Here is a 22,535-nt window from a genome sequence, read left to right on the forward strand (position 1 = left end):
GAGAGGAAACAGGCATGGCCCTGCCCCGGGAAGAGCGTGAAAAGTTCCTTGCCGAACCCCATATCGCCGCGCTGTCGGTCGACGCGGGCGCGGGACGCGCTCCGCTGACCCTGCCGATCTGGTACCAGTACGAACCCGGCGGCGACATCTGGGTCATGACCGGGCTGGACACCCGCAAGAACCAGCTGATCCAGGCGGCCGGCCGCATCTCCCTGATGGTCGACCGGGTCGAACCCACCATCCGGTACGTGTCCGTCGAGGGACCGGTCATCAGGACGACGCCCGCCACCCTCGAACAGCTCCGCGAGATCTCGGCCCGCTACCTCCCGGCCGAGAAGGTCGACGGCTATGTCGACTTCGCCTGGAAGAACCACGGGGAGCAGGTCGTCATCCACATGCGGCCCGAGCGGTGGGTGTCGTCGGACCTCGGCCAGGTGTAAGAGCCTGTGACAATCGGGGCATGGGAGAAGATCTTCATGAGCTGCTGAGGTCGCTGCGGGTGTGGGACCCGGCGGTCACCGAGTTGCCGGAGTTCGACCCGGCCACCGCGCCCGCCGACCCGCTCGCCCTGTTCACGGCCTGGTTCGCGCAGGCGGTGGCGGCGGGGCAGGTGGAACCGCACACCATGTCCCTCGCCACGGCCGACGAGGAGGGCCTGCCGGACGTACGGACCGTGATGCTGCACGGCGCCGACGCGTCCGGCTGGTCCTTCGCGACGCACATCGACAGCGGCAAGGGCCGCCAGCTCACGGCCCGCCCGTACGCGGCCCTCGGCTTCTACTGGCCGGCCCAGGGCCGCCAGGTGCGGGTGCGGGGCCCGGTGACGGCGGCCCCGGCCCAGGAGGGCCAGACCGACCTGCACGCCCGCTCGACCGGCGCACTCGCGGCCGCGCTGACCGGGCGCCAGAGCCAGGTCCTGGGCTCACTGGAGGAGCTGGCGCGAGCCTCCGAGTCGGCCTGGGAGCGGGCGCGGCACGAACCGGATGCCCCGGTGCCGACCTGGACGCTGTACCACCTGCGCCCCGACCAGGTGGAGTTCTTCCAGGGGGACGCCGGGCGACGGCACGTACGGCTCAACTACCGGCGGGCGGAGGGCGGTTGGGGGAGGGAGCTGCTCTGGCCGTAGTTCCGCACCGGACAACTTTCGCCCTGTTGCCGGCCGGCGTCGGCAGCTCGTGCCGAGTGACGCGGTCTACTCGGCGTCGAGCTGGTGGTCGGCCCAGACGTAGCTTTCGGGCAGCAAGTCGGCGATGAGGACGGTTCGGACGCGCTCGTCATTGCCGACGATGACCTTGAGGGCGGGGAAGTAGTCGAGGAGGACTTGCCGGCACCTGCCGCATGGGGGGACAACCCCCCGGTCGCGGTCGCCCACGGCGACGATCGTGTCCAGCCCGTAGGCTCCCTGGGCGGCCGCCGCGCCGATGAGGACCAGCTCGGCGCAGGGGCCTCCGGTGAAGTGGTAGGCGTTCACCGCGGTGATGATCCGGCCGTCCTGGGCGCGGGCCGCGGCCGCCATGGTGTGGTTGTCGCCCCGGCAGCGCGTGCGGGCGACGTGCGCTGCGGCCTGGACGAGTTCGTGGTCGACGGGATGGGTCTGCGTGGTCATCTTCATTCGGGGAGGCGGATCCCGTTGACGGCGGTGTCGAAGACCGGGCGGTACTCGTCCCACTGCGCGTCCGGCGCCGAGAGGTAGATGGCGTACTGGGTGTTGTCGGCACCGTTGATGGCCAGCTCGACCCCCCGGAAACCGCGCACCCTGCCCTGGAAGGTGAACTCCCAGTACCCGGCGGTCCGCCCACGGAACGTCGTGCGGCTCATCCTGACCCGCTCATAGTCCGCGTTGTCGCGGCGCGTCTGGGCCTCTTCGGTGTCACGCCAGTGCTGGAGGGGGTCGGTCCCCGCGAACTCGACCTCCTCGACCCGCAGGCCCACCAGCCCGGTCGGGTCGATGTAGGCGACCTCACCGGTTTTGGGCACCTTCTGGGCCTTCCAGCCGTCCGGCACCGGCACGGAGAAGCCCTGGCCGGCCTTCACGAGGTGGTATCCGGCGGGCACCGGCGACGGGGCGGCGCTCGGCTCCGGAGAGGTGTCGGAGCCGCCGGAGGAGCCGGACGCGGGCTGGGAAGTGGACCGCGGGATGTCGTCGCCCGACGCAGCGGTACCGCCACCCGGCCGCAGCAGCACAGCGCCCGTCGCGGTGGCGGCGATCACCAGTGCCGAAGCGATCCACAGGGCCGTGCGGCGGCCCCGCTTCCGCCCCGGCGCGGCGGAGGCGACGTCGGGGGTGGTGGGGGTGGGGGTGGCGGTGGCAGTCGGAGTGGCCGTGCGGGTGGCGTGCATCCGCTCCGGTCGCGTGGGCGGATCGAGAGGGGCGGTCGCCTGGCCGGCCACCCGGCTCAGGAGGTGCTCGGCCTCCTGGGCGTCCATCCGCCGGTCGGGCTCCTTCACCAGCAGCCCCTCGATCACCGGGGCCAGGTCGCCGGCGCGGCGCGGGGGCTCGTACGGGTCGGTCGCGATGGCGTACGCCGTCTCGATCGCCGTGTCCCGGCGGAACGGCGGCCGCCCCTCGACCGCCTCGTACAGCGTCGTCCCGAGCGACCACAGGTCGCTGGCGGGGCCGGGCTCGGCGATCCCGCTGCGGAGACGTTCCGGCGCGAGGTACTGGATCGAGCCGACCAGTTCCCCGGTCCTCGTCAGGGAGGGTGTTCCGGACTCCACCGCGATCCCGAAGTCGGTGAGGACGATACGGCCGTCGTTCCCGAGCAGGACGTTGGCGGGCTTGACGTCCCGGTGCAGCACCCCGGCGTCGTGCGCGGCGCGCAGCGCGGCGGCCATGCTGCGGCCGATCCGGGCGGCCTCGCCCGGCGACAGCGCGCCCTGCCGCTTCAGCAGGTCCCCGAGCGTGACCGAGGGGACGTACTCCATGACGATGCACGGCAGGCCCTCGTCGTCGACGACGTCGTGCACGACGATCACATGGGGGTGGGTGATCCGGGCCGCGCTGCGGGCCTCGCGGCGGGTGCGTTCGTAAAGCCGCTGGACCTCGTCCTCGTGCAAGTGGGGCGGGACGTGCAGCTTCTTGAGGGCGACGTGCCGGTTGAGCAGTTCGTCCTCGGCCCGCCACACGGTGCCCATGCCACCACGGCCCACGCGCTCCACCAGCCGGTACCGGTTGGCGATGAGCCTCCCCAGATCGGACACCCTGAGACCTACTTTTCCCCGTACCCGCGAGCACTCTTCGAACAGATTGCAGATGCACCATAGCGTGTACGGATCACCCGGCCGTGGCGGCGGATTCTCAGGGCTCGACGACAGGGCTCAAGCCTCGCTCAGGCCCTGCCCGGGAACCCCCGGCTCCCCCGGAAGTCGTACGCCGTGAAGTCGGCCACCGCCCGATACCCGATGCGCTGGTAGAGGCTGTTGCTGGTCTGGTTGGCGAGGTCCGTGAAGAGCAGCACCTCGCGCACCCCGGAGCCGAGCACGGCCCGGCTGACCTGGGCGGTGACGGCGCCCGCGTAGCCGCGTCCGCGCAGCTGGGCCGGGGTGTAGACGGGGGCGACCCGGACCTGTCCGGCGACCACCGGGGTCACGCCCGCCATGGACAGCGGGGTGCCGTCCTCGCCCTCCCAGAAGGTGACGCCTCCGTAGGAGATCCGCGAGTCGGCCCATGCGGCGGCGTCACGGGCGGCGTGGTCGCCGACGGCGTCGATGAACTCGCCGTACCAGCGCGTCAGTTGCTCCCGGTCCTCCTTGCCCGCGACCCGGGCCCGGCCCGCCGGGAGGGGCTGCGGAACGGTCAGGTTGCCGAGCCGGTACAGGCGCTGGCGCTGGCTGACCGTGGCCCGGCCGCCCGCGAGGCGGCGCCAGGCGGCGGCGAAGGCCTCGGCGGTGTCACCGGCCGCGATGACGCCGGGGACCGAGTGGCCGAGGGCGGCCAGGTGGGCGGCGAGGGATTCGGCCTCGTCGGGGGTGAGGGGCGTGACGTTCAGCCGGAAGGGCGGGGTGCGGAAGTAGGCGGCTCGCACCTGCCCGCCCACCTCCAGCACACCGAACACCGGCGCCTCGTCGCCGTACGCACGCAACCCGCCAGTGCGCAGCGTCTCGGTCACCGTCAGGACGACGGTGTGCAGATCGGGGCGCGAGCGCAGGAAGCCACCGGCGTGGGAGAGGAAACCGCTGAGATCCTGGGTGCAGTACCAGTCGTCCGGGCGCATACCTCATGATCCCGCGCCCCGGAGGCGGCTGTGCCCCCTTTCCCGCTGTGGACACGCAGCCGACACAAGAACCCACTCGCAGAAGGCGGTTGAGGGAACCGGGGTTCACGGGGGCCCTGCGGGCCCACAGGTTGACGTCCGGGTCCGTCGGCCTACACCTCGACGTCCGGGTCCGTCGCCAGCCTCGCGTGCAGATGCACGTCCCGGTACGCGTCGTACCGCCCTGCCTCCCACATCGCGCCGCGCAGGGTCCCCTCGTGACGGAAACCGCAGCGCTCGGCGATACGGCAGGAGGAATCGTGGCCGACGGCATGGCCGAGTTCGAGCCGGTGCAGGCCCAGACCGGGCTCGGTGACGGCCCAGCGGGCGACGAGGGCGAGCGCGTGCGTGGCCACGCGGCGGCCGCGGGCCTCGGGGAGCACCCAGTAGCCGACGCGAGCACAGCTCATGACCCGGTCGATGACGTTGACGCCGATGTGTCCGAGGGGTGTGCCGGTCGCCGCGTCGGTGACGCAGTACGGCGCCGAGGTCCCCTCCCGGGCGTTCCGCGCGCTGTCGCGCAGTGACTCCAGGGCGCTGTCGAAATCCGTGGTGATCCTCAGCGGGGTGTTCCAGCGCTGGAACTCCGGGTCGATGCGGCCCCGGAACCAGGCCTCGGTGTCGGCCTCGGAGTCCGGGTCCCAGGGACGCAGGCGCAGACCGTGGCCGTGCAGGTCGGGGAGGGGGTGGGTGGCGGGGCGTATGTCGGCGTGAGGCATGCGGCCATTGAAACCCGTGTCGGTCAGCCGGCAGGGCGGAACACCGGCACCCCGTCCCGGAACGCGACCGAGAGCTCCGTTCCGGCCCGCAGCCGCCCGGCGTCCCCGCACTCCACGATCTCGGTCATCATCCGCGGCCCCTCGGCGAGATCGACGACGGCGGCGACGTACGGCGTCCGCTCCCCGAAGGGCGGCAGGTCGTTGCGGTGGACGACGGACCAGGTGTAGAGGGTGGCCCGGCCGCTCGCGGGTTCCCAGTCGACGTCCTCGCTCCAGCAGTGGGGGCAGAACTCGCGCGGGTAGTGGTGGGCGCGCTCGCAGGCCCGGCAGCGGCGCACCAGCAGCCTCCCTTCGGCCGCCGCGTCCCAGTACCTCCGCGTGAAGGCGTCGGCTTCCGGGAGATCGAAGCGCCGGGCGCGCTGCGGGGCGCTCATCGGAACAGCCCCAGCGCGCTGTCCACCGACCACGACTGCCAGGACATCCCGAACAGCGCGACCAGCGAGATCAGCGCCATCATCGAGTTCTGCCCCTGCTCGCCCCAGTCATGGATCATGAGGGCGAAGTAGAGGACGTTGAGCAGCAGCCCGCCGACGAGGGCGATCGGGGTCAGGAACCCGAAGATGAGCCCGAGCCCGAGGGCGAGCTCCGCGTACAGGACGACGTACGCCATCGTCCGCGGCCGCGGTGCCACGACGGCTTCGAAGCCGGACCGTAGGGCGTTCCAGCGGTGCTTGGCCGCCACGTCCGCCGCCCAGGAGATCCCGGCCCCCTCGAACCAGCTCTTCTTGTCCTTGTGCCGCCAGCTCTCCAGCCACCACAGCCCGAGGCCTATCCGGAGCACGGCCAGCCATTCCGCACCTGTGAGCCAGATCGCGTCCATGGATCTGACGGTACGTCAGATAAACGGGACCTGACAATCGCCCGTGCATCCGCGATGAGTCCCACGGATTGTTGGCAATCTTGTCCACACTCCCGCTAGGTTCACAGACACAAGCAGAGAACACCGAGGGAGCCGGACGTGAAGCACAGGGCAGTCAAGCGCAGGAGCGTCGTCATCGGGATCGGGGCGACCGCGGGGGCCGCGGCGGTCGGGGGCATCGCCCTGACCGCGCAGGCGTCGGACGACACGAGCACCTCGAAGTCCTCCTCCTCGGACGCCCTGGTCTTCGACAAGGACGCCTACTCGACGCTGACGACGACCGTCACCGACGCCGACGGCGCCGACCACGAGGTGGGGCGGTTCGGTAGGCCTTTCCAGGGCCTTCCCGGGTCCCCTGACCGGGACCTTCCCGGGTCCCTTGAACGGGACCTCCCCGGGTCCCCTGACCGGGACCTTTCCGGGTCTCCTGCCCGGGACCCTGAGACGCGGTGCCGGTTTCCCGTCATGACTCCGGCCACCGCCCATACGACGCCGAGCCCGGCGCATGTCAGAGCCCGGGCTCGGCGTCGTGCTGTGCCGGGGGGTCGGCGCCGGCTCACGTGCGGCCGGGTCAGCCCGGCTGACCGCCTCGCGGAGCGATGACGGAGCCGATCACGGCGGAAAGGCCTGCGGTCACGGCGAGGCTCCCCACCATCACCATGCTCACCCCGACCATGAACAGGCCGCTGGCGTCGTCCGACCAGTCGTAGTAGGCGGCAACGGTCAGACCGGCCGTGGTGCCGAGCACAGCCCCCGTGACGTGGCGCCGGGAGGCCGCCCAGTACACCGGCACCAGCAGCGTCAGCACCAGTCCGATCACCTGCCACGCCTCGTACGGGCCGGTCGTCGTACCGTCCGGCTGCACATCGCGATGCTGGTCCCAGCCCAGCCAGGCGGCCCACCCCGCCAGCGACAGTCCGGCCGTCACGAGGATCGGCAGCAGCAGGGGAACGGGTCCGCGTGGTTCTCGATGTCCTTGGCGCATGGCCCAAGCGTCGTCGCCTCGCCCGATCACCGACAGAGCGCAAGTACTCAGCGCAACCCGAGTACATGGGCCATGGGTACATGAGCCATGGGGTACATGAGCCATGGGGTGCATGAGCCATGGAGTCCGGGGTCCGGTTCCAACGGGTGAATCCTCTCCCTCCGCGGGCAGCGGCCCCTGCGCCGGAGGGAAGGCCATGCTGCGTACAGGACGAGCGAGGTCAGGAAGCAGCCCCATGCCCAAGTTCCTCATCCAGGCCACCTACACGCCCGACGGCGCGAAGGGGCTGCTCAAGGAAGGCGCGAGCGGCCGCCGCGCCGCCGTCGACCGGGTCGTCAGCGATCTCGGCGGCAACATCGAGGCCATGTACTTCGCCTTCGGCGAGGACGATCTCGTGTGCATCATCGACTTCCCCGACGCGGTCTCCATGGCCGCGGTGAGCCTCACCGTCAAGGCCAGCGGCGCCCTCCACACCCGGGCCACTCCCCTCCTCACCCTTGACGAGATCGACAAGGCCGCCCGCCGCCAGGTCACCTTCCGCGCCCCCGGCACGTGACCCTGCGGCCCCCGTCGTGATCACGTCACCAGCCGGTGACAGCGCCGTCCTGGAATGAAGACGCCGGCATCCCTTCGGCTCGCAGCCCCCTCTTAGTGATCAAGCAAGCAGCAAGCAGCGAGCAGCCGAAAACCACTTCGGCCTCAAACAACCGACAACCAGGGGGATTTCATGTCCGGCAACCGTCGCAAGGCCTTACTCGTCTCCGCGGCCCTCGTGGGCGGCACCATGCTGATGACCGCATGCCAGGACACGGACAAGGCCGCCGGCAAGGCCACGGACAGCAGCGCCGCGCAGGGTTCTTCGACGGCCACCCCGTCCGGATCGTCCAACTCGTCCGACTCATCCGGCTCGTCCGACTCGTCCGGCTCATCGACCGCGGGCAGCGGCCAGGGCACCGGCAAGGGCTCCGCCACGACGGGCAAGGGGACCGAGGACGGGGCCGGTTCCGGCACCGGCACCGGCACCGGCACCGGCGACGGTGAGCGGGTGCCGGTCGAGCAGGTCTGCGGTGCCAACGACATCTCCTGGAGCACCAGGTCCGAGTCCCAGGCCGGCGGCTACATCCTGGTCATCGCGAAGGCGAAGTCGGGCATCAGCTGCTACCTGCCCGCCGCGCTGCCGACCGTGGCGTTCGGTTCCGACGGCACCCAGGCCGGCCCAGCGGAGCAGTCCGTCGGTGAGCAGATCAAGCTGAGCGGAAGCACCACCGCCTACGCCGGGGTGAACCCCAAGACCACCGACGGAGACGGCGGCAAGGAACTGGACAGCATCATCGTCGCCGTCGGTGACGACGACCCCGACCCGGTCTCCCTGCCGGTCGACACCATCACCGTCGACAAGCCGATCGTCACCAACTGGCACACCTCCCCGACGGACGCCGTCCCCCTCAGCTGAACGGACCCCCAGCTCAGGATCCACGCAAGCCCACCGAGCCGGCGGGCGGTGGCCCCACCGAGCCGATCCCACCGCCCCGCCCCGACGCCGTTGCCCACCCCGCCCGCGCCACAGCCCCGTCCACCCCACCCCCACAACCACGAGACCTACGCCACAGATCCCACCCACCCCTCCTACAGCCGTGATCGATCCGCAACCAATTCCGGGCTTGACCGAGACCCATCAACCGGATGCGTGATTACGCTCCCGACCATGGCCGACTCCACAGCGTCCCCGACCCCCACGGACCGCCCCGTCTATGTCATCGGCGGCGGCCCCGGCGGACTCGCCGTCGCGCACGCGCTGCGCGCCCAGGGGCTGCGGGCCGTCGTGCTGGAGAAGGCGGACCGGATCGGCGCCTCCTGGCGGCGCCACTACGACCGGCTCCATCTGCACACCACCCGCCGGCTGTCGGGACTGCCCGGGCTGCCGATACCGCGTCGCTTCGGGCGCTGGGTGTCGCGGGACGACGTCGTGCGCTACCTGGAGAAGTACGCCGAGCACCACGACCTGGAGATCGTCACCGGCGTCGAGGTCTCCCGCGTCGAGCCCGCCCCGGACGGCTCCGGCTGGCTGCTGCGCGCCACTGGCGGCCGTGAACTGACCGGCGCCGCGGTCGTCGTGGCCACCGGCCACAACCACACCCCGCACATCCCGGACTGGCCCGGCCGCGCCGACTACACCGGCGAACTCCAGCACGCCGGCGAGTACCGCAACCCGGCCCCCTACGCCGGCCGCGACGTCCTGGTCGTCGGCGTCGGCAACACCGGCGCCGAGATCGCCGTGGACCTGGTGGAGGGCGGAGCCGCACGGGTACGGCTGGCGGTCCGCACCACCCCGCACATCGTCCGCCGCTCCACCGCCGGGTGGCCGGCCCAGCGCACGAGCATCCTCGTACGGCGACTGCCGGTCGGGCTCGTCGACCGGCTCGCCAGGCCCGTGGCCAAGCTCAGCGTGCCGGACCTGTCGGCCCACGGGCTGCCGCGCCCCGACTCCGGCCTCTACAGCCGGGTCAGGGAAGGCGCGATCCCGGTCCTCGACGTCGGCCTCATCGACGCCGTGCGCAAGGGCCGTATTGAGATCGTGGCCGCCGTCGAGGGCTTCGAGGACGACAAGGTGCTCCTGGCCGACGGCAGCCACGTCTCCCCGGACGCCGTCATCGCGGCGACCGGATACGTCCGCGGACTCGAAGGCATGATCGGCCACCTCGGGGTGCTCGACGCCCGCGGCAAGCCGGTCGTCCAGGGCGCCCGGACCCCCGCCGACGCACCCGGCCTCTACTTCACCGGCTTCACCAACCCCATCAGCGGCAACCTCCGCGAGATGGCGATCGACGCCCAGAAGATAGCCAAGGCCATCGCCCGCGACGGCAGCCGAGGCGTCTCCCGGCTGCCGGTGACGTAGACACCCTCAACTCTCTTACGTAGATCTCCTGTTACTTGCGGGTCAGTTGTGACGGGAGAGCTGTACCGCGCCGCCGCACGGGGCCAGAATGTGAGCACTGTTCAACTTTTCTGCTCCGCCCCCTCTCGCCCTGACGGAGGACGCACGTGGCAAGCGAACGACAGTTCCCCCGAACCCCCCGGCTCTCCCGGCGCTCCCTCCTCGGCGGCGCGGCCGCCGCGGCCGGTGCCGCCACCCTCACCGCGACCGCCGCCGGTACGGCCTCGGCGGCCACCCGGCAGGTCGACGTCGCGATCGTCGGCGCCGGCCTGGCCGGCCTCACCGCGGCCCGCGACCTGGTGGCCGCCGGCAAGTCGGTCGTCGTCCTGGAGGCCCGCGACCGCGTGGGCGGCCGGGTCGTCGGGCTGAACCTGGCGAACGGCGGAGTCACCGAGGGCGGCGGCGAGTTCATCGGCCCCACCCAGGACCGCATCAAGGCCCTCGCCGACTCGCTCGGCGTACAGACCTTCGCGACCTACAACACCGGCGAGAACCTCCTCTACAAGGACGGCAAGAAGACCCCCTACGCCACCGACGGCATCCTCGGCGCGGTCCCGCCCATCGACGCGGCCGGACTCGCCAACGCCGCGATCGTGCAGGCCTCGCTCGACGACCTGGCCAAACAGATCCCGGTCGACGCCCCCTGGACCGCCGCGAAGGCCGAGGAATGGGACCGGCAGACCTTCGAGACCTGGCTGCGCGCCAACGCCGTCATCCCCTCGGCCAAGTTCCTCTTCGACGTGGCCTGCACGTCGATCTTCTCGGCCGAACCCCGTGAACTCTCCTTCCTGTTCGTCCTCTTCTACATCGCCGCCGCGGGCAACTCCGCCAACCCCGGCACCCTGGAACGCCTCACCGAGACGGCGAACGGCGCCCAGGAACTGCGCTTCGTCGGCGGCTCCCAGCTGGTGCCGGTCAAACTCGCCGCGACGCTCGGGGACCGGGTGGTGCTCAGCGCCCCGGTGCGCACCATCGCCCGGTCCGGCGGCAGCTACGTCGTCACGGCCGACGGCATCACCGTCACCGCCAGGAAGGTCGTCGTCGCCGTACCCCCGCCGATCGCCGCCCGCATCACCTACGACCCCGTCCTGCCGGCCTCCCGCGACCAGCTCACCCAGCGCCTGCCGATGGCGTCGGTCGGCAAGGCGATCGCGATCTACGACACCCCCTTCTGGCGCGCCGACGGCCTCAACGGTCAGGTCGTCAGCGACACCGGCGTGGTCAGCTCCACCTTCGACAACTCCCCGCCCGACGCCTCCTACGGCGCGCTGATGGGCTTCATCGAGGCCGACGAGGCCCGGAAGCTGGACTCGGCGAGCGAGGCGGAGGTCCGGGCGGCCGTACTGAAGGACTACACGACGTACTTCGGCGAGAAAGCGGCCTCCCCCACCTCCTTCGTCCTGCAACGCTGGAACAACGAGGCCTACACCCGCGGCGGCCCCGTCTCCATCGCCGCGCCCGGCGTCCTGACCCAGTACGGTCCCGCCCTGCGCGCGCCCGTCGGCGGCATCCACTGGGCCGGCACCGAGACGTCCACCTACTGGATGGGCTTCATGGACGGGGCGGTGCGGTCGGGCGAGCGGGTGGCGAAGGATGTGCTGGCGGTGCTGTGAGCGACACCGGGCCGAGCGACACCGGGCCGAGCCACACCGGCCGAGCGGTGTCGGCCGAGCGGTGTCGCCGAGCACTGCCTGCTGTCGCACGCCGACCGCTCCGCCAACTTTGTGTGCACAGCCGTTCCTGACATGACGCCAGTTCCTTTAATCTGACACTGCGTCAGTTAATCGCTGTCACACAGGAGCGGGCGGACCGATGCTTGGATCAACCCACGGCACCCTCACCACCGACTCCCGCCGGGCCCGGGTCATCGCCTGTGGCGAGCAGCCCGGGCCCGCCGTCCACGGCCGGCCCGCCGATGTCGACGATCTCGACGTCAGCGGCCGTCCGCTGTACTCCGACGTGCCCGATCTGGACCGCTTCTTCCGGCCGGAGTCGGTCGCCGTGATCGGCGCCTCCGACACCGAGGGCCGGCCGAACACCGGTGTCACCCGCCAGCTGATCGCCTGGTCCGAGCGGGTCGGCGCCCGGCTCCACCCGGTGCATCCGAGCCGTCCGTCCGTCTTCGACATCCCCTGCTGCCCTTCCGTCGCCGACCTGCCCGAGCAGGTCGATCTCGCCGTACTGCTGGTCGCCGACCCCCTTCCGGTGATCGAGGAACTGGCCGAGGCCAAGGTGAAGTTCGCCGTCGTCTTCGCCTCCGGGTTCGCCGAGACCGGCGGGGACGGCGCCGCCGCCCAGGACCGGCTCGCGGCCGCCGTCCGGCGGTCCGGGATGCGGCTCCTCGGACCCAACACCAACCTCAACGCCTTCGAACGGTTCCGGGACGACCTGGACGGCCCCGCGATCGCCCTGATCACCCAGTCCGGCCACCAGGGCCGCCCCGTCTTCGCCCTCCAGCAGCTCGGCATCCGCCTCTCCCACTGGGCGCCCACCGGCAATGAGGCCGATCTGGAGACCGCCGACTTCATCTCCTACTTCGCCGAACGGCCCGAGGTGGGCGCCATCGCCTGCTACGTGGAGGGCCTCAAGGACGGCCGTTCCTTCCTCCTCGCCGCCGACCGTGCCGCCCGCCGCAAGGTTCCCGTGGTCGCCGTCAAGGTCGGCCGCACCGAGACCGGCGCCCGCACGGCCGCCTCACACACCGGCAAGCTGACCGGCGCGGACGCGGTGGTGGACGCGGCGATGCGGCAGTACGGGGTGATCCGGGTGGACGGCCTGGACGAACTCCAGGACACCGCGACCCTCTTGGCCCGCGCGCGGCCGCCTCGCGCGGAGGGTGTCGTCGTCTATTCGATCTCGGGCGGCACGGGCGCGCACTTCGCCGACCTGGCGACCGAGGCGGGGCTGAGGCTGCCCGCGCTGTCGGAGGCCAAACAGGCCGAACTGCACCAGTGGATACCCGAGTACCTGAGCGTGGCCAACCCGGTCGACAACGGCGGGCATCCTGTCGGCGACTGGCGCGGCCGGAAGATCATCGACGCGATCCTCGACGACCCCGAGGTCGGCGTGCTGATCTGCCCGGTCACCGGCCCCTTCCCGCCGCTCAGTGACCGGCTCGTGCAGGATCTGGTGGAGGCCGCCGAGCGGACGGACAAGCTGGTGTGCGTGGTGTGGGGGTCGCCGGTCGGCACCGAGCCGGCGTACCGCGAAGTCCTGCTCGGCTCCTCGCGCGTCGCCACCTTCCGCACGGTGGCGAACTGCATCACCGCCGTCCGCGCCTACCTCGACCACCACCGCTTCGTCACCGGCTACCGCTCCCCCTTCGACGAGGCCCCGCGCACGCCCTCGCCGTCCTTCCGCAAGGCGCAGGCACTGATACGCCCGGGCGAGCAGTTGAGCGAGCACGCGGCGAAGCAACTGCTGCGGGCATACGGCATCCGCGTTCCGCGCGAGCAGTTGGTGACCAGCGCCGCGGCGGCGGTGCGGGCCGCTGGGCTGGTGGGCTACCCCGTGGTGATGAAGGCGTCCGGTGCGCGGATCGCCCACAAGACCGAACTCGGCCTGGTCAAGATCGGACTGACGTCCGCCAGCCAGGTCCGCGACGCCTACCGCGAGTTGACCGACATCGCCCGCTACGAGGACGTCACCCTGGACGGCGTCCTGGTCTGCCAGATGGTCGAGCGGGGTGTCGAGATGGTCGTGGGCGCCGCGCACGACGACCTGTTCGGCCCCACCGTGACGGTCGGGCTGGGCGGGGTGCTCGTGGAGGTCCTGCACGACACGGCCGTACGGGTGCCGCCCTTCGGTGAGGAGCAGGCCCGGGACATGTTCGCCGAACTGCACGGGCGGGCTCTCCTCGACGGGGTCCGGGGGCGGCCCCCTGCGGACCTCGACGCGCTCGTGGAAGTCGTCCTGCGGGTGCAGCGCATGGTGCTGGAGCTCGGGGACGACCTCGCGGAGCTCGATATCAATCCGCTGATGGTGCTGCCCAGGGGGCAGGGCGCCGTGGCGCTGGACGCGTTGGTGGTGTGCAGCTGAAGTGAACATGCCTGATTCCCCCCGTGTGCCCGGAAATTCCGTTGAGTCATTGGTACTGCACGCCACTGACAATCAGGTCTGCCGCATCACCCTCAACCGCCCCGAGTCCCTCAACGCCATCACCCCTGACCAGCGCGAACGCATCATCCACCTGCTCGCCGAAGCCTCCGCGGACCCGGACGTCCGGGCCGTCGTCCTGACCGGGACGGGCCGCGGTTTCTGCACCGGGGCGGATCTGCGGGGCGGGGGTGGTGGGCGGGACGGGGCCGCGGCGGCGGCCGGTGAGCGGGTCCCCGGCGACGTCGCCCGCACGATCCGGCTCGGCGCCCAGCGCCTCGTCGCCTCCGTCCTCGACTGCGAGAAGCCGGTGATCGCGGCGGTGAACGGCACCGCGGCCGGCCTCGGCGCCCATCTCGCGTTCGCCTGCGATCTCGTACTGGCCGCCGAATCGGCCAGGTTCATCGAGGTGTTCGTGCGCCGTGGCCTCGTCCCCGACGGCGGCGGGGCGTATCTCCTCGCCCGCCTGGTCGGCCCCCGGCGGGCGAAGGAGCTGATGTTCTTCGGCGACGCGCTCACCGCCACGGAAGCGGAGCGGCTCGGCCTCGTCAACCGTGTCCTCCCGGAGGGGGAGTTGGACAAGACGGCCCGCGCATGGGCCGAGCGCCTCGCCACCGGCCCGACCCGTGCCCTCGCCCTCACCAAGCAACTCGTCAACGCCTCCCTCGACACCGACCGCGCCACCGCCTTCGCGGCGGAGGCAGCCGCGCAGGAGATCAACATGACGACACAGGACGCACGGGAGGGCGTGGCGAGCTTCGTGGAGCGCAGGAGCGCCGAGTACAGGGGTCGGTGAGCGCCGAGTTCAAGGGCGGTGAGCGCCGCGTACAGGGGCGGTGAGCGCCGCGTACAGGGGCGGTGAGCGCTGCGTACAGGGGGCGGTGCGGGCTCAGGAGACGCGCTTCAGGACCCGCACGTCGGCCGCGTCCGGGTCACCGAGCAGCACGAACAGCTCGGGGTCGCGCTCCGTGCCGCCGATCGTCCAGTACGTCACCCGCCCGCATTCCCCGTCGAGTCGTACGACCACGGCGTCACGGCCGTCCTTCCTGCCGGGCGCCCAGCTGCCGGAGCCCTCGCACTCGTCGAGCGGGTCGGCGTCCCAGTCACCGGACGCGGAATCGCCGGGCAGCTTGCTCCCCTGGGCCCGTCCGCCCGGATCCAGCCGGAGCACGCCCGCGCCCTCGCCCCGCCAGACTCCGGCGAGCTGCCCGGCGGACAGCTTCGGGGGCTCGTACTCCTGGATCAGTCCCATGACCGTGGCCGGTACGGCGAGCACGATCGCCAGCATGAACAGCACGGCGGAGAGCAGCGCCGAGCGGAGCCAGACACCCCAGATCCCCCACGCCCGGCCCTTGGCCCGGGCACGCGCGCGTGCGTATGCGTGACCGAGTACGGGCAGGACGCCCAGGGCCGCCAGTACCGCGGCCGTGCGGAGGAACGGCCAGTCCCAGAGCACCGCGGTCAGCGCCGCCCATGCCGCCCATGCCGCCCCGACGGTCGTGGCGCACAGCAGGTCCCAGGCCCAGCGGGGCCCGCGAAGACGCCGGGCGGCCAGGCGGGCGAGGACGCCGGCCGGCCCGAGGTGCGCGACCGCGTGGAGCAGGCCGAGCACCGGAAGGATCAGCGGCGCGAACAGGAGCAGGCAGAACATCAGGTAGGCGCCGCCGTACCCGATCCCGTAGTCGTCATCGCCGGTGATCTCGACCACCCACCAGAGCAGCCACGCTGCCGGCAGCTGCGCGGCGGCGATCGCGGCGGCCGTGTTCAGCTCGGTGAACACCGTGATCGAGCCGTCGGGTCTGTGTTCCCGCTCTATGTCTGCCCGCCCCATGTCTGCCCACTCCATGTCTGTCCCCGCCCCGTGTCTCCCCACCCCATGGGCGCAGCGTACGCAGGGGTTTTCCGCGTCCCTGCGCACCCCTTCCCATCTGACACACCGTCAGCTTCAATGGTCGGTGTGATGGGACACGCAGGGATGGCGGCCGCCGCCGTCCGCTACCTCAGGTCGGCCGACGCACCGCCCGTGGAGGCGCTGCCGCGCCCGGCGCTGCGCTGCGTCGGCGAGGACGAGCGGGCGCCGGTCGGGCAGGCCGAGTTCCGGCGGGTGCTCGGGAACTTCGCGACGGGCGTCGCCGTTGTCACGGCACCTTTCACCGCCGACACCGCTCAGGCCCCCACTCCCGGCTCCACCCCCGATTCCCCCGCCACCCCCGCCGGTTTCGCCTGCCAGTCCTTCTCCGCCCTCTCCCTGGACCCGCCCCTGGTCGCCTTCATGGTCGGCCGTACGTCGACGACGTGGCCGCGCATCGCCCGCGCGGGCGTCTTCTGCGTGAACGTCCTGAGCGCCGGCCAGGGCGAGCTGTGCCGCGCCTTCGCGGTGAGCGGCGCGGACAAGTTCGCGGGGGTCACCTACGACGCGGCCCCCGTCTCCGGCTCGCCACGCCTCGCGGGCACGCTCGCGTGGATCGACTGCACGGTCCACGCGGTGCACACGGGGGGCGACCACCTCATCGTCGTAGGACGGGTGGACGCCCTGGGGGCGAGCGACGGGGACGAGGCGCCGCTGCTGTTCCACAAGGGGCGGTTCCTCTAGACCGCCATCGCCACCGGAGCCGTCCGCCGCCGGATCACCAGCGCCATCAGCGCCGCCGCCGCGCACAGCGCGCCCGACGCGTACCAGACCACGTCGTACGAGCCGAAGGTGTCGCGCGCGACCCCGCCGAGGACGGCCACCAGTGCGGCTCCGACCTGGTGGGAGGCGAGGACCCAGCCGAAGACGATCGCGCTGTCCTCGCCGTACTGCTCCCGGCACAGGGCGACGGTGGGCGGGACCGTGGCGACCCAGTCGAGGCCGTAGAAGACGATGAAGAAGAGCATCGGCGGGTGCACCGACGGGGCGAGCAGCATCGGGAGGAACAGCAGCGAGACGCCGCGCAGGGCGTAGTAGACCGCGAGCAGGCGGCGCGCCTCGAAGCGGTCGGTGAGCCAGCCGGAGGCGATCGTGCCGATCACGTCGAACACGCCAATGACGGCGAGCAGCGAGGCGGCGGCCGGGACGGGCATGCCGTGGTCGTGGGCGGCGGGCACGAAGTGGGTCTGGACGAGGCCGTTGGTGGAGGCACCGCAGATCGCGAAGGTGCCGGCGAGCAGCCAGAAGGGGCCGGTGCGGGCCGCTTTCAGCAGGACGGTGACGGCGCGGCGGGCGGCCCCGGTCACGGGGGCCGGCTTGGCCACGAACTCCTTCGCGCCGTACGGCTTCAGGGCCACGTCGGCCGGGTGGTCGCGCAGCAGCAACAGGACGAAGGGCACGACCGCGAGGGCGGCGAGGGAGACCGTGACGGCGGCCGGACGCCAGTTGCCCCCGTCGACCATCAGGGCCATGAGGGGCAGGAAGATCAGCTGCCCGGAGGCCGAGGCGGCGGTGAGGATGCCGGTGACCAGGCCGCGCCGTTCGGTGAACCAGCGGTTGGTGACCGTCGCGGCGAAGGCCAGTGCCATCGAACCGGTACCGAGGCCCACCAGCAGACCCCAGCACAGCAGCAGCTGCCAGGCCGCCGTCATCCACACCGTCAGGCCCGAGCCGAGCGCGATCAGGATGAGCGCGAACGCGACCACGCGCCGGATGCCGAAGCGGTCCATCAGCGCGGCGGCGAAGGGGGCGGTGAGACCGTACAGGGCCAGGTTGATGGAGACGGCGGCCCCGATCGTGCCGCGCGACCAGCCGAACTCCTCGTGCAGGGGGTCGATGAGCAGCCCCGGCAGGGAGCGGAAGGCGGCCGCGCCGAGGATCGTCACGAAGGCGACGGCGGCGACGAACCAGGCGCGATGGATGCGGGGACGACTCGGCCCGGTGGGGGACTTGTCGGCGGTGGCGGCGGTGGCTTCGGCTGTCTGCGTCACGACAACGAGCTTCGGGCCTGCGCAGCCGCGAATCCATTGGCCCGAAGGACAGCATTCGTTAGGATCGGGCCATGAGCAGTGAGCCGGCGCACCGTGAACATGCGTCCGAGTTTCAGCCCCAGTCCCAGTCCCAGTCCGTGTCCGAGTTCCGGCCGCACCGCATCGTCGTCCTGGCCCTGGACGGACTGCTCCCCTTCGAGCTGGGCATCCCGCACCGCATCTTCGGCCGCCCCAAGGACGCGCTGGGCCGGCTCCTGTACGAGGTCGTCACCTGCTCGATCCGGCCGCCCGGCCCGGTGCAGACCGACGCCGACTTCGCCATCCAGGTCGAGCACGGGCCGGAGACCCTGGCCACGGCCGACACCGTGATCGTCCCGGCGTCGTACGAACTCGGCCCGGTCTTCGAGGACGGCGTCCTGACCGACGAGCTGGCCGCCGCGCTCGCCCGCATCCGACCCGGCACCCGGCTCGCCTCCATCTGCACCGGCGTCTACGTCCTGGCCGCCGCCGGCCTGCTCGACGGCCGCCCGGCCACCACGCACTGGGCCGACGCGGAGCGCTTCCAGCGGCTGTTCCCGAAGATCGACGTCGACGCGGACGTCCTGTTCATCGACGACGGAGACGTGCTGACCTCGGCCGGCGTCGCGGCCGGGATCGACCTGTGCCTCCACATGGTCCGCCGCGACCACGGCACGGCGATCGCCAACGACGTGGCCCGCCGCACCGTCGTACCGCCCCACCGGGACGGCGGCCAGGCGCAGTACATCCACCGCCCGGTCCCCGACCCGCAGCAGGCGTCCACGACCACGGCCCGAGCCTGGGCCCTGGGCCGCCTCCACGAGCCGATCCAGCTGCGGGACATGGCGGACCAGGAGTCCATGTCGGTGCGCACCTTCACCCGCCGCTTCCGCGAGGAGGTCGGCGTCAGCCCCGGCCAGTGGCTCACCCAGCAGCGCGTCGAACGCGCCCGTCATCTCCTGGAGTCCACCGACCTCTCGGTCGACCAGGTGGCCAGGGACGCCGGTTTCGGTACGGCCCAGTCGATGCGGCAGCACCTACAGGCCACGCTCGGCGTCACACCCACCAGCTATCGGCGCACCTTCCGCGCCGGGGGCCTCTCCGACGTACAGGTCCTCAGCGACGCTTGAGCCGTCCCGGCGGGCCTCTCCCCACCAACCGAGCGCCGTCAACAGCAGGGTCACCACCACTCCGGCCAGGATCGCCGTGGACGGCGCCACCACCTGGAGCAGGCCACCGGCGAGGGAACCCGTCGCCGCGTAACCCGCGCCCGCGGCCGCGTACATCAAGGAGTAGCCGGCGGCCAGAACACCCGGCGGCAGCGCCTCGCGCAGGGACAGGTTGCGGGTGATCAGCGCGCCCGACTGGACCGTGCCCGCGAGGACGAGGGCCATCGCGATCCCTGCCGCGCCCGGTATCAGCGCGGCGAGCGTCACGAAGACCGACATGACGCACATCAGCACCACACTGCGCGCGCGGAGCCGCCCCGGCCACGCCCTGAGGCCGTACAGGAACGCCCCGAGCCCCGCTCCCACCGCCATGCCCGCCAGCATCGGGCCCGACCAGCCGACGCCGATACCGCGCTGCTCCAGGAGGGCGGGCAGGGTGAGTTCGGCGAGACCGAGGAGGGTGAGGCTGGCCGCGCCCGTGACGTACACCGGCCAAGCCCGTATCAGCACACGGGACTTCGCCCGACCTGCCTGCTCGTCCTGCTCCCCCTTGGCCCAGCCGGCGGGCAGCAGCCAATGGCCCGTGATCGACGACGCCATGAGGACGGCCGCGAGGAGCAGCGGCACCCTTGGCTCGACCCCCAGGGCGAGGCCTGCGACCGCGACCGGCGAGACGGCCCACACGCCGGACATCAGCATCGACTCGGTGGACAGCGCCTGCGCCACGGCGCGCTCCGGGACCAGTGAGGTCAGCAGCGCCCGCTGACCGCCGGCGACCGCGGCCGGTGCCGCACCGGCCAGGAACGCGAACGCCCCCAGCACGACCGGGTGCGCCCCGGCCAGCACCCCGAGCCCCGTGAACCCCACCGCCCCGCCCGCGAGCCCGAGGGCCAGGTGCCGCCGGCCGCGAGCCGGGTCCAGCCGCATCCCGAGGACCGGGGCGCCGAGGATCTCACCGAGTACATAGGCCGCCGCGAGCGCCGCACCCAGGGTGTAACCGCCGGGCCGCTCCCGCACCAGAAAGACCAGGGCCAACGGCGTCATGGCGACCGGCATACGAGAGGCGACGGCGGTGCAGGCCCAGATCAGGACCTGCTTGGAGGCGACGTCTCGATAGGTCATGGCACGACGGTAGGCGCCGCCACTGACAACGCGGCAGCCGATTTCCGGGCCTGTGGATAACGTCGCTGGAAGCCACTGAGGCGCTGCTTCACAAGGGCCGGGGCCCAGGACCCGGTGCCCTCATGCCCTGCGGCTCGCAGGACCCGTGGCCGTGATGCCCAAGAGGCGCGCGGGACCCGGGGCCTGATGCCCAAGAGGCTCGCGGGACCCGGGGCCCTCAAAAGGTGAGCACCCCGCGAGCCACCTTCCCCGCCTCCGCGTCCGCCGCCGCCCTCTCGAACTCCTCCACCGGATACGTCTGCGTCACCAGCTCGTCCAGCAACAGCCGCCCGTCCCGGTACAGCTCGGCGTACAGCGCGATGTCCCGCTGCGGCCTGGACGATCCGTACCGGCACCCCAGGATCGACTTGTCCAGGTACATGGAGGACACGGCGAAGGACGCCTCGGCCCCGGCCGGCGGAACCCCCAGCAGAACCGCCTGCCCATGCCGGTCCAGCAGATCGACCGCCTGCCGGATCAGCTCCACCCGCCCCACGCACTCGAAGGCATGGTCCGCCCCCGTCGGCAGCAGCTCCCGCACGCCCTCCGCCGAGGTCAGGAAGTCGGTCGCCCCGAACTGCCGCGCCACCGCCTCCTTCGCCGGATTGGCGTCCACGGCGACGATCCGCAGGGCACCCGCGATCCGCGCCCCCTGAAGAACGTTGAGGCCGATGCCGCCGGTGCCGATGACGAGCACGCTGTCCCCACGGTCCACCTTCGCCCGGTTGAGAACGGCCCCCACTCCCGTCAGCACCCCGCACCCGATCAACGCGGCGGACGGCAGGGGAATGTCCTTCGGGATACGCACCACCTGCACGGCCTTGACCACGGTCCGTTCCGCGAAGGCGGAGTTGGACGCGAACTGGAAGACGGGCCGCCCGCCCTGGGTGAACGGCTGCCCGGGCCGCCCGATCGCCTGCCGGCACATCGTCGGCCGCCCCCGGTCGCACTCCGCGCACGTACCGCAGTTGGCGAGCGTGGACAGCGCCACATGATCGCCGGGTTCGACATGGGTGACCCCCACACCCACCGCTTCCACCACCCCCGCCCCCTCATGGCCCAGCACCACAGGAACCGGAAAAGGTATGGTCCCGTCCACCACAGACAGATCGCTGTGGCACAGCCCGGCGGCCGAGATCGCGACCAGCACCTCTCCAGGTCCCGGATCCCTCACCTCCAGGTCCCCCACGACCTGGACCTGCTTCCCGTCGAACACCACACCGCGCATCAGACGACCCCCTTGGGCTCCCTGGGCAGGCCGAGCACACGCTCGGCGATGATCGTGCGCTGAACCTGGTCGGATCCGCCGTAGATGGTGTCGGCCCGGGAGAACAGGAACAGCTGCTGAGCCTCGTCGAGTTCGTACGGCGCCGAAGGCGACCACTCCCCCGGCCCGGCCCCGGCAGCCGCGCCCCGCACCATCATCGCCAGCTCCCCGAGCCGCTGATGCCAGCCACCCCACAGCAGCTTGGCCGCACTGGGAGCGCCCCCGTCCCCGGACCGCCCCAAGGTACGCAACGCGTTCCAGCGCATCACCCGAAGCTCGGCCCACTGCCGCACAAGCCGTTCACGCACCACGGGATCGTCGACCGCCCCCGACTCCACGGCCGCCCGCACCACCCGCCCCAACTCCTGGGCGAACCCCACCTGCTGGGCCAACGTCGACACCCCCCGCTCGAACCCGAGCAGACTCATCGCGACGCGCCAGCCCCCGCCCTCTCCCCCCACGACGTGCTCCACGCGCGCGCGTGCCCCGTCGAAGAACACCTCGTTGAAGTCACTGGTCCCCGTCATCTGCCGAATGGGCCGCACCTCTATACGCCCCGGCTGATCCATCGGAACGAGCAGGAAAGTCAGCCCATGATGCCGACTCGACTCGGGATCCGTACGGGCCAGCACAAAACACCAGTCGGCCTCATGCGCGAGAGAAGTCCAGATCTTCTGCCCCGTGACCCGATACTCCCCGTCCGCCCCCAGCACCGCCTTCGTCCGCACCCCCGCGAGATCCGACCCCGCACCGGGTTCGCTGTACCCCTGACACCACAACTCGTCCCCCGCCGCGACCGCCGGCAGAAACCGCGCCTTCTGCTCCTCGGTGCCATGCGCGATGAGGGTGGGCGCCAGGAGGTTCTCCCCGATATGCCCGGACCGAGCCGGCGCCCCCGACCGCGCGTACTCCTCGGCCCAGACGACCTGCTGGGTGAGAGTGGCACTCCGATTGCCGTAACCGCCCTCGGCCCAACCAACCCCTATCCAGCCGACTTTACCAAGAATGCGCTCCCAAGTGCGCCGGTCCTGAGCATCCTTGACGTACTCGTTGAGCCATGCGCGAACTTCCGTCCTGAACGCCTCATCCTCCGGCGCGAACCCGAAGTCCATAG

General features: G+C 71.7%; 23 protein-coding genes. 10 read left to right on the forward strand and 13 right to left on the reverse strand.

Features of this window, described 5'->3' with window-relative positions; translation table 11 throughout:
* The first annotated feature begins 14 nt into the window (after positions 1 to 14).
* Both ABIE67_RS20885 and ABIE67_RS20890 read left to right on the forward strand, forming a co-directional pair.
* Positions 15 to 440: a pyridoxamine 5'-phosphate oxidase family protein gene (locus tag ABIE67_RS20885; RefSeq protein WP_370259534.1), complete on the forward strand. Its 426-nt coding sequence runs from the start codon at positions 15 to 17 to the stop codon at positions 438 to 440.
* A gap of 20 nt (positions 441 to 460) precedes the next feature.
* A complete protein-coding gene (locus tag ABIE67_RS20890; RefSeq protein ID WP_370259538.1) occupies positions 461 to 1,126 on the forward strand; it encodes a pyridoxal 5'-phosphate synthase in 666 nt (221 codons plus the stop codon).
* Positions 1,127 to 1,192: 66 nt separating this feature from the next.
* On the opposite strand, the gene ABIE67_RS20895 is transcribed toward ABIE67_RS20890, so the two are convergent.
* The 8 genes from ABIE67_RS20895 to ABIE67_RS20930 all read right to left on the reverse strand — a co-directional run bounded on the left by ABIE67_RS20895 (position 1,193) and on the right by ABIE67_RS20930 (position 6,876).
* Complete coding sequence (locus ABIE67_RS20895) at positions 1,193 to 1,606, reverse strand: cytidine deaminase (RefSeq protein ID WP_370259542.1); 414 nt, start codon at positions 1,604 to 1,606, stop codon at positions 1,193 to 1,195.
* Positions 1,607 to 1,608: 2 nt separating this feature from the next.
* Positions 1,609 to 3,201 (reverse strand): serine/threonine-protein kinase, encoded by a 1,593-nt coding sequence (locus ABIE67_RS20900; protein WP_370259547.1) that lies wholly within the window; start codon positions 3,199 to 3,201, stop codon positions 1,609 to 1,611.
* Between the two features lie 128 nt (positions 3,202 to 3,329).
* The gene (locus ABIE67_RS20905) at positions 3,330 to 4,214 is read right to left on the reverse strand and encodes a GNAT family N-acetyltransferase (protein ID WP_370259551.1); all 885 of its coding nucleotides are present in this window, start codon (positions 4,212 to 4,214) and stop codon (positions 3,330 to 3,332) included.
* Positions 4,215 to 4,366: 152 nt separating this feature from the next.
* A complete protein-coding gene (locus tag ABIE67_RS20910) occupies positions 4,367 to 4,972 on the reverse strand; it encodes a GNAT family N-acetyltransferase (protein WP_370259555.1) in 606 nt (201 codons plus the stop codon).
* 23 nt (positions 4,973 to 4,995) lie between these two features.
* The gene (locus tag ABIE67_RS20915) at positions 4,996 to 5,406 is read right to left on the reverse strand and encodes a Zn-ribbon domain-containing OB-fold protein (protein ID WP_370259559.1); all 411 of its coding nucleotides are present in this window, start codon (positions 5,404 to 5,406) and stop codon (positions 4,996 to 4,998) included.
* Positions 5,403 to 5,852, reverse strand: a complete 450-nt coding sequence (locus tag ABIE67_RS20920; protein WP_370259563.1) for a DoxX family protein — start codon at positions 5,850 to 5,852, stop codon at positions 5,403 to 5,405. The genes ABIE67_RS20915 and ABIE67_RS20920 overlap by 4 nt, the downstream gene beginning before the upstream one ends.
* Before the next feature lie 101 nt (positions 5,853 to 5,953).
* The gene (locus ABIE67_RS20925; protein ID WP_370259566.1) at positions 5,954 to 6,145 is read right to left on the reverse strand and encodes a hypothetical protein; all 192 of its coding nucleotides are present in this window, start codon (positions 6,143 to 6,145) and stop codon (positions 5,954 to 5,956) included.
* A 317-nt stretch (positions 6,146 to 6,462) separates the two neighbouring features.
* Complete coding sequence (locus ABIE67_RS20930) at positions 6,463 to 6,876, reverse strand: hypothetical protein (RefSeq protein WP_370259570.1); 414 nt, start codon at positions 6,874 to 6,876, stop codon at positions 6,463 to 6,465.
* A gap of 235 nt (positions 6,877 to 7,111) precedes the next feature.
* Here ABIE67_RS20930 and ABIE67_RS20935 point away from each other — a divergent pair, with 235 nt between their 5' ends.
* The 6 genes from ABIE67_RS20935 to ABIE67_RS20960 all read left to right on the forward strand — a co-directional run bounded on the left by ABIE67_RS20935 (position 7,112) and on the right by ABIE67_RS20960 (position 14,702).
* On the forward strand, positions 7,112 to 7,432 hold the full coding sequence (locus tag ABIE67_RS20935) for a GYD domain-containing protein (RefSeq protein ID WP_370259573.1): 321 nt from the start codon (positions 7,112 to 7,114) through the stop codon (positions 7,430 to 7,432).
* 171 nt (positions 7,433 to 7,603) lie between these two features.
* Positions 7,604 to 8,329: a DUF4232 domain-containing protein gene (locus tag ABIE67_RS20940; RefSeq protein ID WP_370259577.1), complete on the forward strand. Its 726-nt coding sequence runs from the start codon at positions 7,604 to 7,606 to the stop codon at positions 8,327 to 8,329.
* A 252-nt stretch (positions 8,330 to 8,581) separates the two neighbouring features.
* Positions 8,582 to 9,772 (forward strand): flavin-containing monooxygenase, encoded by a 1,191-nt coding sequence (locus ABIE67_RS20945; protein WP_370259581.1) that lies wholly within the window; start codon positions 8,582 to 8,584, stop codon positions 9,770 to 9,772.
* A gap of 146 nt (positions 9,773 to 9,918) precedes the next feature.
* Positions 9,919 to 11,424 (forward strand): flavin monoamine oxidase family protein, encoded by a 1,506-nt coding sequence (locus ABIE67_RS20950; RefSeq protein ID WP_370259584.1) that lies wholly within the window; start codon positions 9,919 to 9,921, stop codon positions 11,422 to 11,424.
* A gap of 199 nt (positions 11,425 to 11,623) precedes the next feature.
* Positions 11,624 to 13,849: an acetate--CoA ligase family protein gene (locus ABIE67_RS20955; RefSeq protein WP_370259586.1), complete on the forward strand. Its 2,226-nt coding sequence runs from the start codon at positions 11,624 to 11,626 to the stop codon at positions 13,847 to 13,849.
* A 7-nt stretch (positions 13,850 to 13,856) separates the two neighbouring features.
* The gene (locus ABIE67_RS20960; protein ID WP_370259591.1) at positions 13,857 to 14,702 is read left to right on the forward strand and encodes an enoyl-CoA hydratase/isomerase family protein; all 846 of its coding nucleotides are present in this window, start codon (positions 13,857 to 13,859) and stop codon (positions 14,700 to 14,702) included.
* Positions 14,703 to 14,795: 93 nt separating this feature from the next.
* Here the strand turns inward: ABIE67_RS20960 and ABIE67_RS20965 are convergent, their stop codons facing one another.
* Positions 14,796 to 15,737: a hypothetical protein gene (locus tag ABIE67_RS20965; protein ID WP_370259594.1), complete on the reverse strand. Its 942-nt coding sequence runs from the start codon at positions 15,735 to 15,737 to the stop codon at positions 14,796 to 14,798.
* Between the two features lie 129 nt (positions 15,738 to 15,866).
* Here ABIE67_RS20965 and ABIE67_RS20970 point away from each other — a divergent pair, with 129 nt between their 5' ends.
* Complete coding sequence (locus tag ABIE67_RS20970) at positions 15,867 to 16,499, forward strand: flavin reductase family protein (RefSeq protein ID WP_370259598.1); 633 nt, start codon at positions 15,867 to 15,869, stop codon at positions 16,497 to 16,499.
* On the opposite strand, the gene ABIE67_RS20975 is transcribed toward ABIE67_RS20970, so the two are convergent.
* On the reverse strand, positions 16,496 to 17,806 hold the full coding sequence (locus ABIE67_RS20975) for an MFS transporter (RefSeq protein ID WP_370259601.1): 1,311 nt from the start codon (positions 17,804 to 17,806) through the stop codon (positions 16,496 to 16,498). The genes ABIE67_RS20970 and ABIE67_RS20975 overlap by 4 nt on opposite strands.
* Before the next feature lie 71 nt (positions 17,807 to 17,877).
* Here ABIE67_RS20975 and ABIE67_RS20980 point away from each other — a divergent pair, with 71 nt between their 5' ends.
* The gene (locus ABIE67_RS20980) at positions 17,878 to 18,954 is read left to right on the forward strand and encodes a GlxA family transcriptional regulator (protein WP_370259603.1); all 1,077 of its coding nucleotides are present in this window, start codon (positions 17,878 to 17,880) and stop codon (positions 18,952 to 18,954) included.
* Here ABIE67_RS20980 and ABIE67_RS20985 read toward each other — a convergent pair.
* The 3 genes from ABIE67_RS20985 to ABIE67_RS20995 form a co-directional block, all read right to left on the reverse strand.
* Complete coding sequence (locus ABIE67_RS20985) at positions 18,862 to 20,115, reverse strand: MFS transporter (protein ID WP_370259604.1); 1,254 nt, start codon at positions 20,113 to 20,115, stop codon at positions 18,862 to 18,864. The two genes, ABIE67_RS20980 and ABIE67_RS20985, sit on opposite strands and share 93 nt — an antisense overlap.
* Before the next feature lie 217 nt (positions 20,116 to 20,332).
* Complete coding sequence (locus ABIE67_RS20990; RefSeq protein ID WP_370259607.1) at positions 20,333 to 21,382, reverse strand: Zn-dependent alcohol dehydrogenase; 1,050 nt, start codon at positions 21,380 to 21,382, stop codon at positions 20,333 to 20,335.
* A complete protein-coding gene (locus ABIE67_RS20995) occupies positions 21,382 to 22,533 on the reverse strand; it encodes an acyl-CoA dehydrogenase family protein (protein ID WP_370259611.1) in 1,152 nt (383 codons plus the stop codon). Before ABIE67_RS20995 ends, ABIE67_RS20990 begins: the two co-directional genes overlap by 1 nt.
* Positions 22,534 to 22,535 lie beyond the last annotated feature (2 nt).

The sequence above is a fragment of the Streptomyces sp. V4I8 genome, from assembly GCF_041261225.1.
Lineage (GTDB): Bacteria > Actinomycetota > Actinomycetes > Streptomycetales > Streptomycetaceae > Streptomyces.